The organism is Cupriavidus sp. 01L415 (assembly GCF_056400065.1).
This window is the reverse complement of sequence record NZ_JBFTSP010000021.1, coordinates 23,385-37,262: the sequence shown is the minus strand read 5'-3', so window position 1 is coordinate 37,262 and position 13,878 is coordinate 23,385. Positions and strand designations below refer to the sequence as shown.

At 62.5% G+C, this 13,878-nt stretch carries 13 protein-coding genes; 5 read left to right on the top strand and 8 right to left on the bottom strand.

The features are described from left to right. The first annotated feature begins 128 nt into the window (after positions 1-128). The 3 genes from AC1DOX_RS23175 (at position 129) to AC1DOX_RS23165 (ending at position 2,769) form a co-directional block, all read left to right on the top strand. Complete coding sequence (locus AC1DOX_RS23175) at positions 129-1,259, top strand: MFS transporter (protein ID WP_441620800.1); 1,131 nt, start codon at positions 129-131, stop codon at positions 1,257-1,259. A 483-nt stretch (positions 1,260-1,742) separates the two neighbouring features. After that, entirely contained in the window at positions 1,743-2,039 is a 297-nt protein-coding gene (locus tag AC1DOX_RS23170; RefSeq protein WP_441620798.1) for a hypothetical protein, read from the top strand. Between the two features lie 253 nt (positions 2,040-2,292). Continuing rightward, on the top strand, positions 2,293-2,769 hold the full coding sequence (locus tag AC1DOX_RS23165; protein WP_441620796.1) for a RidA family protein: 477 nt from the start codon (positions 2,293-2,295) through the stop codon (positions 2,767-2,769). Between the two features lie 75 nt (positions 2,770-2,844). On the opposite strand, the gene AC1DOX_RS23160 is transcribed toward AC1DOX_RS23165, so the two are convergent. Beyond that, positions 2,845-4,113, bottom strand: coding sequence for a patatin-like phospholipase family protein (locus AC1DOX_RS23160; RefSeq protein ID WP_441620794.1), 1,269 nt, complete (start codon positions 4,111-4,113; stop codon positions 2,845-2,847). A 613-nt stretch (positions 4,114-4,726) separates the two neighbouring features. Here AC1DOX_RS23160 and AC1DOX_RS23155 point away from each other — a divergent pair. Next, positions 4,727-4,990 (top strand): hypothetical protein, encoded by a 264-nt coding sequence (locus tag AC1DOX_RS23155; RefSeq protein ID WP_441620792.1) that lies wholly within the window; start codon positions 4,727-4,729, stop codon positions 4,988-4,990. Positions 4,991-5,130: 140 nt separating this feature from the next. Here the strand turns inward: AC1DOX_RS23155 and AC1DOX_RS23150 are convergent, their stop codons facing one another. The 7 genes from AC1DOX_RS23150 to AC1DOX_RS23120 form a co-directional block, all read right to left on the bottom strand. Beyond that, on the bottom strand, positions 5,131-5,871 hold the full coding sequence (locus tag AC1DOX_RS23150) for a GntR family transcriptional regulator (RefSeq protein ID WP_441620790.1): 741 nt from the start codon (positions 5,869-5,871) through the stop codon (positions 5,131-5,133). A 145-nt stretch (positions 5,872-6,016) separates the two neighbouring features. Beyond that, the gene (locus tag AC1DOX_RS23145; protein ID WP_441620788.1) at positions 6,017-7,033 is read right to left on the bottom strand and encodes a Bug family tripartite tricarboxylate transporter substrate binding protein; all 1,017 of its coding nucleotides are present in this window, start codon (positions 7,031-7,033) and stop codon (positions 6,017-6,019) included. Between the two features lie 68 nt (positions 7,034-7,101). Continuing rightward, positions 7,102-8,118, bottom strand: coding sequence for an Ldh family oxidoreductase (locus AC1DOX_RS23140; RefSeq protein ID WP_441620786.1), 1,017 nt, complete (start codon positions 8,116-8,118; stop codon positions 7,102-7,104). Continuing rightward, positions 8,115-9,050, bottom strand: a complete 936-nt coding sequence (locus AC1DOX_RS23135) for a hydroxyacid dehydrogenase (protein WP_441620784.1) — start codon at positions 9,048-9,050, stop codon at positions 8,115-8,117. The genes AC1DOX_RS23140 and AC1DOX_RS23135 overlap by 4 nt, the downstream gene beginning before the upstream one ends. Next, on the bottom strand, positions 9,050-10,225 hold the full coding sequence (locus AC1DOX_RS23130) for a UxaA family hydrolase (protein WP_441620782.1): 1,176 nt from the start codon (positions 10,223-10,225) through the stop codon (positions 9,050-9,052). Before AC1DOX_RS23130 ends, AC1DOX_RS23135 begins: the two co-directional genes overlap by 1 nt. Before the next feature lie 64 nt (positions 10,226-10,289). Then, a complete protein-coding gene (locus AC1DOX_RS23125; protein WP_092137421.1) occupies positions 10,290-10,571 on the bottom strand; it encodes a UxaA family hydrolase in 282 nt (93 codons plus the stop codon). Positions 10,572-10,809: 238 nt separating this feature from the next. Then, positions 10,810-12,360: a bifunctional AfsR/SARP family transcriptional regulator/alpha/beta hydrolase gene (locus tag AC1DOX_RS23120; protein WP_441620779.1), complete on the bottom strand. Its 1,551-nt coding sequence runs from the start codon at positions 12,358-12,360 to the stop codon at positions 10,810-10,812. Positions 12,361-12,478: 118 nt separating this feature from the next. Between AC1DOX_RS23120 and AC1DOX_RS23115 the strand changes: the two genes are divergently transcribed. Further along, the gene (locus tag AC1DOX_RS23115; protein WP_441620777.1) at positions 12,479-13,861 is read left to right on the top strand and encodes an NAD(P)/FAD-dependent oxidoreductase; all 1,383 of its coding nucleotides are present in this window, start codon (positions 12,479-12,481) and stop codon (positions 13,859-13,861) included. The last annotated feature ends 17 nt before the right edge of the window (positions 13,862-13,878 follow it).

Here is a 13,878-nt window from a genome sequence, read left to right as displayed (position 1 = left end):
AGACAGTTTTGCATCAAGCGGCCGCCTGCCCGCCCTACCCCGGCTCCGTACCGCCCGACGCTGCACCCCAACGCCCTCCAGCGCATCAGCCTGCCCACCCACGGTCGTACTGGAGCGGCGTTTTCGCGATGACGCTCTGCGTTTTCGCATTGATCGCATCGGAGTTCATGCCCGTGAGCCTGCTGACGCCGATGGCGGCAGACCTGCATGTCACGGAAGGCATGGCAGGCCAGGGCATCGCGATCTCCGGCGCCTTTGCCGTCGTGACGAGCCTTTTCATCTCTGCGCTGGCCGGCAGCATGAACCGCAAGACCCTGCTGCTTGGACTCACAGGCGTCATGGCGTTGTCTGGTGCCATCATCGCGGTGGCACCGACCTACTTCGCCTACATGACCGGTCGCGCGCTGATCGGCGTGGTCGTCGGCGGATTCTGGTCGATGTCGGCAGCCACGGCCATGCGGCTGGTGCCGGCGCACCAGGTTCCGCGGGCGCTGGCCGTCTTCAACGGCGGCAATGCACTGGCCACCGTCGTGGCCGCACCGCTTGGCAGCTATCTGGGCGCGGTCGTTGGCTGGCGCGGAGCGTTCTATTGCCTGGTGCCGGTTGCCCTGGTCGCCCTCGCGTGGCAATGGATCAGCCTGCCCGCCATGCCAGTGGCATCCCGCAACGAAGCGTCGAGCCACTTGTTCGCACATCTGCGGCGTCCTGTCGTGGCATTCGGCATGCTGGCGGCTGGTGTGTTCTTCTCCGGGCAGTTCACGCTGTTTACCTACATCAGGCCATTCCTCGAAACCGTGACGCGGGTTGATGCTTCCACCTTGTCCCTGATCCTGCTGACGATCGGCATCGCCGGATTCGTTGGCACCATGTTGATCGGGACCGTGTTGAAGCACGCGTTCTACATGACGCTCATCGTCATCCCGTCGCTGATGGCCATCATCGCCCTGGCGCTGGTTGCGTTTGGCCACCAGAGCGCTGCGGTCATCGCGTTGCTGGCGCTGTGGGGTCTGGTAGCCACGGCGGCACCCGTCGGGTGGTGGAGTTGGATCACCCGCACGTTCCCGCACCACGCCGAGGCAGGCGGAGGCCTCATGGTGGCCGTCGTCCAGCTATCCATCGCAATGGGTTCCACAGTTGGTGGCGTGCTGTTCGACACGCTGGGCTATCGCAGCACGCTCGAGGCCAGTGCCACGCTGTTACTGCTCGGCGCCGGCCTGGCATTTGTGACGGCTCGCGCCGAAACCGCACAGGCCACCTGAGCATCGTTAAGGAGAATCTTCCATGGCCGTCCATGCATATCGCGCAGGGGCACCTCACAGCACCAGTGCCGCAATCAATCCGATGGGAACAGAAGTATCGTAAGCGCTCAATAAACGACACGCTGCCCCGGGATCCATCACCGCTCTCGTCGATGGCCAGATTTGACGGCAGGACGGAACGAACCGGCACACCTTCGTACAGATGACCGGAGGAACCAGGAGGTCACTCATGGCCCTCAATTCCTTCGCCCCCTTGGCGGACAGACGGAAATTCTCCGGAGATCACTGGCATTTTTTCTATTCGCCGCCAAAGCTGTACCTGATGGGAGGGCGAATGCAAATCAGCCCCTACGCAAAGTCGCCTTCTGACATCTGCTGGCCAACATGATTCGGGCGCCTCTCGTCCGCATTGACTACCGGCCAAGGGTTCCACCCAGCACCGGGTTCGCGCCAACTCCAGGGCATCAAAGTGAGTGACATATCATGCACACTGTAATAAGGGCATATTCGGGAGCAGGCGCCAAGGAACTCTTCGATTTGTTGGAGAGGCGCACTCCTGAGATCGAATCGCTGATGCGCTCGGTCCAAGGCTTTGTCAGCTACACACTGGCCCGTAGCGAGGATGGTGAATTTGGCTTCTCAGTGACCGTTTGCAATGACAAGACGGGGATTGATGAAAGCAGCCAAAAGGCTAAGGAATGGATCGCACAGAACGCTGCAGGCAATGGCGCAAGTGCCCCAACGATCTCGGAGGGAGTCGTGATCCTGCACGTTAAGTAGCGGCAATACGTGCTGAGCCGATCGAGCGCGGAGTTGGAGGCCGTCATCCACCGGTTGAATCCGCAGCCAGTTCCGGTCATCCGACGTCGCTGCCAAAATCGTCGACGCCTGTGGGGCGACTCGCCCGCCAGTGCACTGCATTTTCCATTTTCGACCAAGCCTATGTCGAATCTGAGGGACGGAGCGTCGTCTCAGACAAACTTAGAGCAATCGATTACGCTCTACCCTTTCGACAGCGTTGGTGAAGGTGACTATGACGAGAGACGACAAGCTGCGGCAGATCGCGGCGGAATTCGGATTTGATCCGGACGAGGAAATCAAGATCGGTGGAAAGTACACGCCTGTTTTGGTTGATGGAAACGTAGCTTACATTGCTGGCCAAATCCCGCGAGTTGGAGAAATGGTGCGCTTCGTTGGCGTAGTGGGCGAATCCATTTCGCTCGACGAGGCGCGTCGTGCAGCAGGGACTTCGACGCTGCGCGCTCTGTCTCTAATCAAAAGAAGCTGCGGAACGCTCGACGCCATACAGGCGGTGCCGCGCATCACCGTATTTGTGCGAAGCGCGCCAGACTTCACGATGCAAAGCGAAGTCGCCGACGGCGCATCTGACGTCTTGTATTCGGTGCTTGGCGACGTCGGCATACACACTCGCTCGTCTGTTGGTGTACTGCAATTGCCAAAAGGCGCGTCGGTAGAAGTGGATTTTATTTTCACGGTGCGGCCTGCGTAGTGGGGCCTATCAACCGATGGTAGTCATTTTGAGACTCCGCCACCGCCCGCTTCACCCACGCCGCGTGCCGCGGGACTATCGCGCCTCGGTCGATTCGCGCTCGAACTCGCGGATCACCGGGTTGCCAAGGATGGCATCCCTCCCCGCCTCGATCAGGCGATCGACGTCCTTCTCGGGCAGATGGAGTCTGGTCGGCACATCGCTCAGACTTGCAGCACGCTCCTTGTCGAGGGCTTCAAACGAGATCCGCGTGACGAAGAATTCGACGTCATTGCACCGCCAGCCTGGGCGGCGTGCAGCGATCTCCTGCTGCCGGGAATCCGGCATGCCACACCGATACGCCACGAGGTCGTCGCGCCACTGCTGCATCATCGGAACGAAGGCGTCATAGCTCATCCTGACGTTGGTCCCCATTGCCGCATCGATGGCCGCGCTTGCGACTTCGATCCCGGATGGGCCCTCCTGGCTTCGGTTCCAATCGCCGCGCGGGCCGTGACCCGCGTCAACGACGATGAAAAGCAGCCGCCGCACATTGATCGCGTCTTGCTCACTCATGGGACCATAAGCTGTGCCCAGCAGCAGGCGCGATTGCAAAATGGTGGCCAAGCCGTAATTGTCGGTCACCCCGCCGTCGACCAGCTTGATGTACTCTCCCTTCGAAGTGTCCCGGAGACCGCGAACGGCGTTTGCCAGGGCGCTGAACAGCAGCGATTGCCCAGGCGCCTGGGCCTTGTCAAGGTTCGGCAGCGGTGCACTGCAAGCCTCGGGATGCTTTTGTAGGACGATCGGTGCGAAGAAGAGCGGAACCGCCATGGATGCGGCGACGGCCTCGGATACGGGAAAGCTTGCGAGATCGCTGCATAGCGCATCGAATGCCTGCTGGCTGAACGGGAACGCGACCCGGTAATAGACGTTCGTAGCATTGATCCAAACGATTGGCTTACCGCGGCGGAACATGTCGGCGTACGTCGCGCCCTTGAACACGTCTTCGTCGAGCCAGCTCCTGAGATCTTCCCGATCATTGAGCCCCCCCGCGAAGAGGCGCGCAAGGTTGACCGGATTCAGGAGACTGAAGCGAAGTCCCGCCTCTCCGTCCTTCAAGAGTACGGATCGAAAGGTCGCCAGGCCGGCCTTGCCGTGCAGACCGTAGTACGCGGCGGTGATGGATCCTCCGGACACGCTGCTAATGAACGCGATGTCGTCGAGCAGGGACGGGCCCCCAGGACCTCTCATGACGTCCAGCCCCTGCAGCGCGCCGAAGGCAAAGGCTGCAGCTCGCGTGCCACCGCCGGAGAACGACAAGGCAACGGCTGTCTGGCCGACGACCTCCGTGGGTTCGCGCATGGCCGCCGATGCGCTGCCTGCCGCAGCCTCAGGCGGATTGCGCGGAGCATTGTGAGGAAACGACCCGCAGGCGCTGAGTCCCACAAGTAGAAGCAGTATCAGCGTGCGGTAGGCCCTGCCGCAGGCGCGTCGCTCTCTCCCTCCCGCCCCTATTCGCCAAGGCAGGCTGCTCTTGCGCCGAAGCGTGTATTCATGTCGAGAATTCCGCATTGGACTAGGTCAGGGGTCTATATGGGACGATTACCTTCTTAAAGGGGAATCATACGTTTCGACAGAGCACGCGGTAGTGCTCTCACGGTACCCACTCTGTTGTCACATCGGCACCAATCGCGGCGCTTTGCATGGTGTAACGTTCACGCAACCGTCCGTGTGACGCGCGATCCGTGCAGCTCTTGGAAGGCTCCAGCAACGCATCTGCGCAACAGCAAGGTTCGTAGTCGTTGGGCGAGACCTGCAAAATCGCACGACGTACATGACGCTGCTGGCAGGAATTCTGGCAACATCGTCATTTACCGACAAATGCGCGCTAATTAGTATCCAGGCATGTCGGCCAATGGAATATGCCGGTCCGTCGTCACGACAGGACTTGTTGGTCCCATGCACTGATTCGTACATGGCTATCACGCTGCAGCATCCCCAATCCGGCCCGCGCCGTGGCAACAAAGTGATCCGGCGTCTGACTTGCGCTGGCGACGACGACCGTTGCGTTTTTGTGCTTGAGTGTCGCTACTTCACATCATTCATGACACCTAGAGGCCTGCGCGTCTATCCAGGCGCCAAGAATTGGCGCTTGTCCAGCGGCGAACTCGTCGAGTTGATCGACAAAGATCTGCTTCGAGTTTCGCATACAGGAGAAGTGCTCTTGAGAGTCGCATGAGTCATCATCCGCCCTCTGTCGTGAAATGCCGTGCAGACACTCGCTAAGCGGATCGCGGTCGTCAACGAAAGTCCGACGCCAGCGGTGATTTTTTCCCGTAGGGACGCGCCTGGCGCAGATGCGTAAGCAAGGCTCTCGACCTACGGCTGCGACAGTGTGAATTCGTGGTGCAACGTATTAAGTTTCGAGACCCGATATTCGATGCGTTCGTCGTGGTACGAATACGCTGTTCGCAAGACCTGAAGCAAGGCACTGCCTGCGGACACCCCCATCAGCTCGGCATCCTCTTCGTCAGCGAGCGTCGCGCGCAGGCGTTCGTCGGTGCGGATGATGTTGATGCCAAACGCATCCTGATAGAAGTTGTAGAGCGTGTTCGGGCGCTCACGCAGTTGCGCCTCGGTGAGTGTTGGGAAGCGCTCAGCCGGGACCGTGATCGCATCGATCATGACAGGCTGCTTTTCCAGTGACAGGACATTGGCAAACCTGAAAACGGCATCGCCAATTGACAGGCCCAGCGCCGCGGCCTCCGCCTTATCGGCCTTGGCACGGCGGAACCGGACAAGACGCACCGTGGGATATTCCCGATATCCGTCCTGACGGACAACGCGGAAGAACCGGAAAAAGTGGTCTTCCATCCGGTGCGTGGCAACGAATGTCCCGCGGCCCTGATGACGAATAAGGATATTCTCCGTCACCAACTCATCGATGGCCTTTCGCAGCGTGCCGATGGAAACGCCAAATCGCTCGATCAGCTTGCGTTCCGAAGGAATCGCTTCAGCAGGCTTCCACTCGCCCTCCGAGAGGGCGACCAGAATGGCACGCTTCACGTCCTTGTACAGCACCCCACCGATGGCGGCACCGGCGTCGAATCTGGAACCCACGGGCAAATGTCCTCAAGTTGCGCGCCCTGTGACATCAGGGTCGCGTGTCATATAGATAAGCCACATCATACTGAAGTTGAATCGAGGACCAAAGAGGTGATGCATTGTCATCACTGCCAGGCGCCGCCATACCGACGTACCGGTATCACTCGGCCCGGATATGCTTCTCCTCAATCACCCTGGCCCATCGCGTAACCTCAGTGCCGAAGTACTCCGAAAACGGCGGGCCGCCCTGTGGCGCCGGTGTAAAGCCGGCCGCCGCGATGCGGCTGCGGATGGCCTCGGAGGCCAGCATGCGCGCCACCGAAGCCGAAACTTTCTCGACAATGGGACGCGGTGTGCCAGCAGGCACCATCAAACCCGTCCAGTTCTCAACGATCAGATCCGGGTACCCTGCCTCGGCCACCGTGGGGACATCGGGCAGCAACGGATGCCGCTCCCGCGTGGTGACCGCGAGGGCGCGGAGTTTTCCGGCCTTCACATAGGCCAGCGATTCCGGGAAATTGGAGAAGACCACGTCGATCTGCCCGCCGATGAGATCGGTCATCGAAGGCGCCCCACCCTTGTAGGGCACATGAGTCAGGTTGGCCTTGCTCTGGCTTTCGAAGAGTGCGAGCGTCAGATGAGGGGGCGTGCCATTGCCACTGGACCCTGCATTCAATGTCGACTTCTGCGCTGCCGTCGCCAGATCCTTCAGCGATTTGATCGGTGAGTTTGCCGGGACGACCACCACCATCGGCGACGACGCGATACGCACCACGGGCAGCAGATCCTTCTGCATGTTGAACGGCAACGCGGGAAACAGCGTCACATTCGACGCGTGTGTCAGCGTAACGGCGAGCCATGTGTAGCCGTCGGCAGGCGCTTTCGCAACCTGGTCGGCCCCGATGTTTGCATTGCCGCCGGGCTTGTTGTCCACGACGATGGGCTTCTTCCATTCTTCCGACAGTTGCTGGGCGACCGTACGCGCCATGAGATCCGTGAGTCCGCCGGCAGCAAAGGGAACGACATACCGGATCGGCTTGTCCGGATAATTTGCCACGCCATCCTGCGGTGTTGCCGCAGTCGCAGGTTTTGGCCCGGCCAGGGCCGTTACCACTGCCAACGTAGCGAACGCAAAGCAGAAGCTTCTGCGCGCGCCAAGATTCAAGCGTCGATGCATGGTTTGTCTCCTTTGTTGTCGTCGGCCTGTCTGACGCAGGCCAGCCGATGCACGGATGGGGGCGTACGCTAGGCTTCGATCGACTCCCCCGCCAAGGCTTTCAGGTCGCTCCACAAGGTTTCCGGAATCTCCACGCCATGTTCCGCGGCCTCCGTTTGCGCGCGATGCCGGCGCGCGCCAGGCAGGCGCGCGCCTTCGTCGTCCAGCATGGCGCGGACCAGCGCTTCAACGCGTTCAGCGTAGGTGTCGCTACCCGCAAACGCGCCAGGATCGAGGACAAGGAACAATTGGCCAATACGCGGACGGTTCCCGGCGTCATCGAAAAACGAATCGGCCTCGGCACCGAATTGCGCGCCGGCCAACGACGTCACCAGCAGTTCGACCATGAGCGCCAGCATCGCGCCCTTGACACCGCCGGCCGGCAGCATCGAGCCGCGCAGGGCCGCCCTGGCATCCGTAGTGGGCTGACCGGCCTCATCGAGCGCCCAGCCCAAAGGGATCTCCTTGCCCTGCTTCGCGGCGACCATGATCTTGCCGCGTGCCACCTCCGACAGAGACAGGTCGATCACCACGGGTGCCGCGTCGCGCCGCGGAAAGACTGCCGCGATGGGATTAGTGCCAAAGAGCGGGCGCTTGCCACCCCAGGCTGGCATGGCTGCCGGAGAGTTGCCCATCGCAATGCCGATCATGCCCGCGCTGGCCACCGCCTCCAAGGGCAGCGCCGCGGCGCCAAAGTGGTGACTGTTGGTCACGGCGGCAACGCCGACACCTGTCGTTCTGGCAAGACGAATCGCCTCGGCAATGGCCACGTCGCACGCTGCAAACGCGAAGCCGCAGCCCGCGTCGACCAATACCGCGCTGGCCCGCGTTCCACGCGCGACGGGCTCGGCATTGCCGTCGACGCGGTCATGGCGAAGGTGAGCCACGTACATGGGCACGCGGGAGACGCCATGCGATGGCAGCCCCACCGCATCGGCACGTACCAGCGCGGCTGCGGTCGCCGACGCTTGCCTCGTGCTGGCGCCCGCACGGCACAATGCCGATGCGGCCATGCGCTCCAGTTCAACAAGGGGAACACGTGTCATGTGCTTGCCTCCAGGGTTTCCCGAACTTCTCTGGCGATCATCATCGACACGCGCGCGTTTGCCTCTTGCGTGACACCGCCGATATGCGGCGTCAGAATCAGATTGGGAGCGTTCGCGAGCGGGCTTCCGGACGGCAACGGCTCATCGGTGAATACATCCAGGGCGGCGCCACCGACATGCCCCGCACGCAAGGCGTCGGCCAATGCGCTCTCATCCACCACGCCCCCACGCGCGGTGTTGATCAGGACAGCGCCTGACTTCATTGCCGCGAGCCGGCCCACATCGATGAGATTCCGCGTGGCGGCCACGAGCGGCACATGCAGACTGACCGCATCGGCCTGCGAGAGCAGCTCGTCGAACGACACTCGCCGCGCACCGCTGGCCTCCCAAACCGGATCGTCGGCCGCGAGCATCGGGTCATGCGCGATCACCTCCATGCCAAACGCTTTCGCCAAGGACGCGGTGCGTCTGCCGATGTCACCGAATCCCACCAGGCCGAGCGTCTTGCCCAGCGCCTCCCTGCCATCGGACAGCCTCGCGCGTGGCCATTTGCCCGCCGCCACTTCCGCGCTGGACAGATAGGCCCCGCGCAACAACACGGCAGCCGTCGTCACCACATACTCGGCAACGGACCGCGCATTCGCGCCGAGTGCGGGGATCACGCGGATACCACGCTGACGACAGGTCTCGACATCGATGTTGTCGAGCCCAACGCCGAGCCGGCCGATCACCTTGAGGCGGGTTGCCGCAGCCAGCAGTGCCGCGTCGACCTGCGTGCGATTGCGTACGATCAGCCCGTGGGCACCGTCGAGGACCTCCATCAGGTCGGCGCGCTTGTCGACCCACCCCGGCTCGTACTGCACGTCGAAGCCGGGGGTGAGCGCCTGCACCGCGACCGGGTCCATGAATTCGCTGATGCAGATGGTTTTCATCAGGCGGACTCGTGGATGCGGGTGAGCACGAACTCGCGGTGACCCAGCGCTTCGGCAGCGGTCCAGCGACCGTTGATGGTGGCCATCATGCATTCGAGCAGCTTGTCGCCCGTTTGATCCAGGGTCTGCTCGCGTTGCAGCAGGCCCGAGCAATCAACGTCCATGTGCTCGCTCATCAGGCGCACCGTGCGCGGATTGGCACACAGCTTGATGACAGGGACGATCGGATTGCCAATCACGTTGCCCTGCCCGGTCGGGAAGAAATGCACGACGTAGCCCGCCGCAGCGCAAAGCGTCACCATCTCGGCAGCGGCGGACGACGAATCCATGAACCAGAGGCCCGGGTGGGTCGGCTCTTCGGCCTTGTCGAGGACGCCATCCACGGTGCATTTCTTGCCGATCTTCTGGATATTGCCCAGCGCCTTCTCTTCGATGGTCGTGAGACCGCCGGCGATGTTGCCCTTGGTTGGCTGCGATTCCGAAAGGTCCGAGGTCTTCCAGCGGTCGATCATGCCCTGATAGCGTTCGAACATCGCCATGAACTTGTGGCGCACTTCGTCGTTCGCGCAGCGGGCCGCGACGATGTGCTCACCGCCGGTCAGCTCGGAGGTTTCCCCAAACACCAGGGTAGTGCCAAGCGGATGAAGCTTGTCGAAGGCATTGCCAACCGTGGGATTGGCCCCGCAGCCCGACGTGGTATCCGACTCGCCGCACTTGGTCGAGATCCACAACTCGTTGATCGGGCACTCGACGCGATGCAGTGCCGTGGCGTACTGCACGAACTCCTTCGCGGCCTTCGAGGCGCGCATGATGGTTTCATGGTCGCCGTGGCCTTCAATGCCGAAGCCCACTACCGGCTTGCCTGTCCTGGCGATGCCGTCGACCACCTTCTTGGTCCAGCCGTCTTCAATGCCGATCACCACCACCGCGGCGACGTTCGGGTTGCTCCCTGCGCCGATCAGCGTGCGGAAATGCAGGTCCAGATCCGGACCGAACTGCAGCCGGCCATAGGGATGAGGAATTGCCATGGTGCCCTTGATCGCGGCGGAAACAGCTTCCGCGGCGGAATTGGACAGGTCGTCCAGGGGCAGGATGATGACGTGGTTGCGGACGCCCACGCGACCGTTGTCGCGGCGATATCCCCAGAAGGTGGTGTTTTGATCGATTACGGACATGACAAGGTCCTCAGGTGCTTTGGATGGGAAGTGGCTTGCGGTAAATGCGTCCAGACGTCGCGCGTTACCAGCGCTTGGTCTTGATGTTGTGGACATGGGCGTGCTGCCCTGCCTTGATGGGCGCCACAACCTTGCCGATGTCGATGCCGTACTTGTAGACCGTCTCGTTCACTTCCATGTCACACAGCGCGACCTTGTGCCCGATCGGGATCGGTTGCAGCGCGGTGACGGTCACCACCTTGTCCTCGTCCATGATCCAGGCATTCAGCTTTGTGCCCGCCTCGATCCCCTCGACCACCGCCACCGCGACGGTGTCCCTGGCGTCATGCAGTACCACGTGAATCATCTTTATCTCCTTCGTGTGGGTCAGCGTGGAATCATCCTAGGCGGCAAATTCATCCATGTCAACTAGCTCATATATATGACTTTGGGACGCAGGGTCGTCGGTGTAAATCCCGCGGGAAGCGGATGTTGCAATGCACAAGCATCGACCCCCGCGTGAGGCCCCCCCCAAAAAAAACGACTCCCGGTGGAGTCGCTTCATCCCAGTTGGCTCACCCAGGCGTGCTGGCCGCGGTTCGCAGTTACCCAGCGAGACTGCCGACAAATCGCCTGATGTTGTCCAGGACGGGTTGCTGATCGCCCGCGAAGGCCCAGTGATCGGCGCCGTCGAGCTCGACGAATCGCGCCTGCGCGATGTGGCTGGCGAGATGCCGGCCGGCGCCGACGCGAACGGCGCGGTCGTCGTGACGGTGCAGCACCAGGGTGGGCATGGAAATTCGGCCCAGGAGATGCCGCACATCCATATCGCGCAACGCCTCGAGCACGCCCTTGATGGCTCCCGGACTCGACGCGGCGCGAAGCAAGCCAGCCCACCAGGCTCTCGCCTGAGGATCGCCAGACAGGCTCGGCGCGAATGTCTCGATGCCTGCCGGTCCACCCCAGAGTGCGACGAGCTGCTGCAGCCAGATGTCGTACTGACTTGCCTGAAGGGTGTGGGGATAGTCGTGCGTTGCGGTTCCCTTCGCCAGCGAGGCGAACAGAATGAGGCCGGCGACACGATTGGGGTGATCAACGGAAAACTTGATGCATGCTGGCCCGCCCTCTGACGCGCCGAACAGCACGACCCTGCGGCTGCCGGCGGCGTCCAGCACGGTGCCGATGTCCTGCGCGGTTGCGTCGACGCCGGGATTGAACCCGACCCGGTCGGAAAGCCCGACGCCGCGGCGATCGAGCAGGATGAGACGACCCATCCCGGCGAGAGAGGACAGGAACGCCCGGCAGCGGGGCTCCTCCCACACCCGTTCGACGTGAGACACGAAACCGGGCAGCACCAGAACATCGATGGGGCCGGCGCCGTAGGTCTGGAATGCGAGATGGACGCCGCCACCGCTGACGTAGCGCGTCGACGGCGGTTCCTCGATGGGCAACGTTGCGTCGGCATTCAGCAGCGCGCGGGTCTCGGCTTCGGGGGCCACATCGAGCTCGTCACGAAGGCGCCGCGTCAGGGCCTCGAGGTGCCGCTGGGCCGTGGCCGGGTCTCCGGCGAGCAGAAGGTTGCGGATGAGGTGCCGGCCGTACACTTCGCTGAGCGGATCGAACTCAACGAGACGGCCCGCGTGCGCGGCCGCGACCGCGTAGTCGCCGGCCGCGTTCCTGTCGCGCACCACTCGCTCGAGCGCCTGGATCGCCCGGCCCCGCAAGGCCTCCCGGCGAAAGAAGGCCCACTCGTCGAACTGCGGGCAGTCGCCGGGCGAAAAGCCCGCGAGAAAGTCACCGGAATAGTGGCGGCACGCCTGCTCGAACTCGCCGCGGTCGCAGGCTTGCTCGAACAGCTGGGAATCCACCTGCAGGTCGATCGCTGCCGACCATCGAACCGTTGACCGATCGGTGGTGAGAGCGTCGTCGCCGAGCGTGAGCTGGAGGCGATGCAATAGGCGCCGCAGCCGCGCCCGTACAACCTCTTCGCCCTCTTCCGGCCACAACATCGTGGCGACGACGTCGCGCCCGACCGAGCCCTTCGCTTCGGCCAGGTAGACCAGCAGGGCCAGGCCCTTGCGCAAGCGCAACTGGCACAGTCGGTCGTCCCGACGAATCTCCGGAAATCCTAGCGTCCGCACGCTGAACTGATTCATGGCGAGGCGACCCTCAATGACGGCGTCCGGGGGACGCTCAGGGGACGCGGCAATCCTACCATCCCCTGCAGACGATGGGTGCTGGACTCATTGCGACGGATTGAACTGGAGGATTGTCATGAAGAACCTGGGCAAGCATGCGATCGTGATCGGCGCCAGCATGGGTGGGCTCCTGGCCGCCCGCGTACTGTCGGATTTCTATACCAACGTCACCGTGCTCGAACGCGATGCGTTTCCGGCAGCAGACACGCCGCGCAAGGGCGTGCCGCAGGGTCGCCATACCCATGGGCTCCTTGCGCGCGGCAGCGCGGTACTCGAGGCATTCTTTCCGGGATATAACACCGAGGTCGTTGCGCAAAGCGGCGGCGTGATCGGCGATGTCGCCAACGATGTGATCTGGATCGGTCACAACGTCAGGCTTGCTAACGGCACGAGCGATTTGATCGGTCTGCTTGCGAGCCGTCCCGTGCTCGAAGGCCATCTACGCCGACGGGTCCTGGGGTTGCGCAACGTGCGCGCCATGGAAAATTGCGCTGTGCAGGGTCTTGCCACCGACCCCGTTCGCAAGAGCGTGACCGGTGTGCGCGCATGTGTCGAGGGCAAGCCGGAAGAGACCATCCACGCGGACCTTGTCGTTGATGCCACCGGCCGCGGCTCATCCAGTGCAGCGTGGCTTGAAGAGCTCGGCTACCAACCTCCCGCCGACGAAAAGGTAGAGATCGGCATCTGCTACATGACCCGTACCTATCGGCGCCGACCGACTGATCTTGGCGGCAAGCACGGCATTGTTGTCGCCGGTAGTGCGCCGAACTGGCGCAACGGCGTCATGCTCGCGCAGGAACATGACAGCTGGATCGTCAGTGCCGGCGGTTTTCTTGGCGACGATGCACCCGACAACGACCAGGGCTTTCTCGCGTATCTGGCGACGCTGCCAACCATGGAGATTCACGACGTTGTCGCAAGAGCGGAGCCGCTAACCGATTTCAGGCGCTTCCGCTACGTCTCGAGCCTGCGCCGGCGGTACGAGAGACTTGCACGCTTCCCTGAAAACTACCTGGTTTTCGGTGACGCCATCTGCAGCTTCAACCCTGTTTACGGGCAAGGCATGACGGTCGCGGCAGAGGAAGCGCTGACGCTGCAGCAGAGCCTGCGCGCGGGCCTGAACGATCTCGCGCGTCGATTCTTCAGGGCGGCCGCGCATATCGTCGATATTCCGTGGGACATCGCGGTCGGCAACGACCTCCGCCATCCAGAGGTCAAGGGCGCATGCCCGCCGATGCGGCGTTTCATCAACTGGTACATCGGCAAGCTTCACCTTGCCGCGGCACACGACAGCACGCTGGCCACTGCGTTTCTGAAGGTTGTCAACCTGATGATGCCGCCGTCGTCGCTGCTCAGCCCTGCGATCGCCATGCGCGTCTGGCAGGGCAACCGGAAGCCTGTGTCGTCGGCTCCCTCGTCTGCAATCGAAGTCGCGAGGCGGAATAGCGCATCGTCATGACCGGGTATCACGGTGTT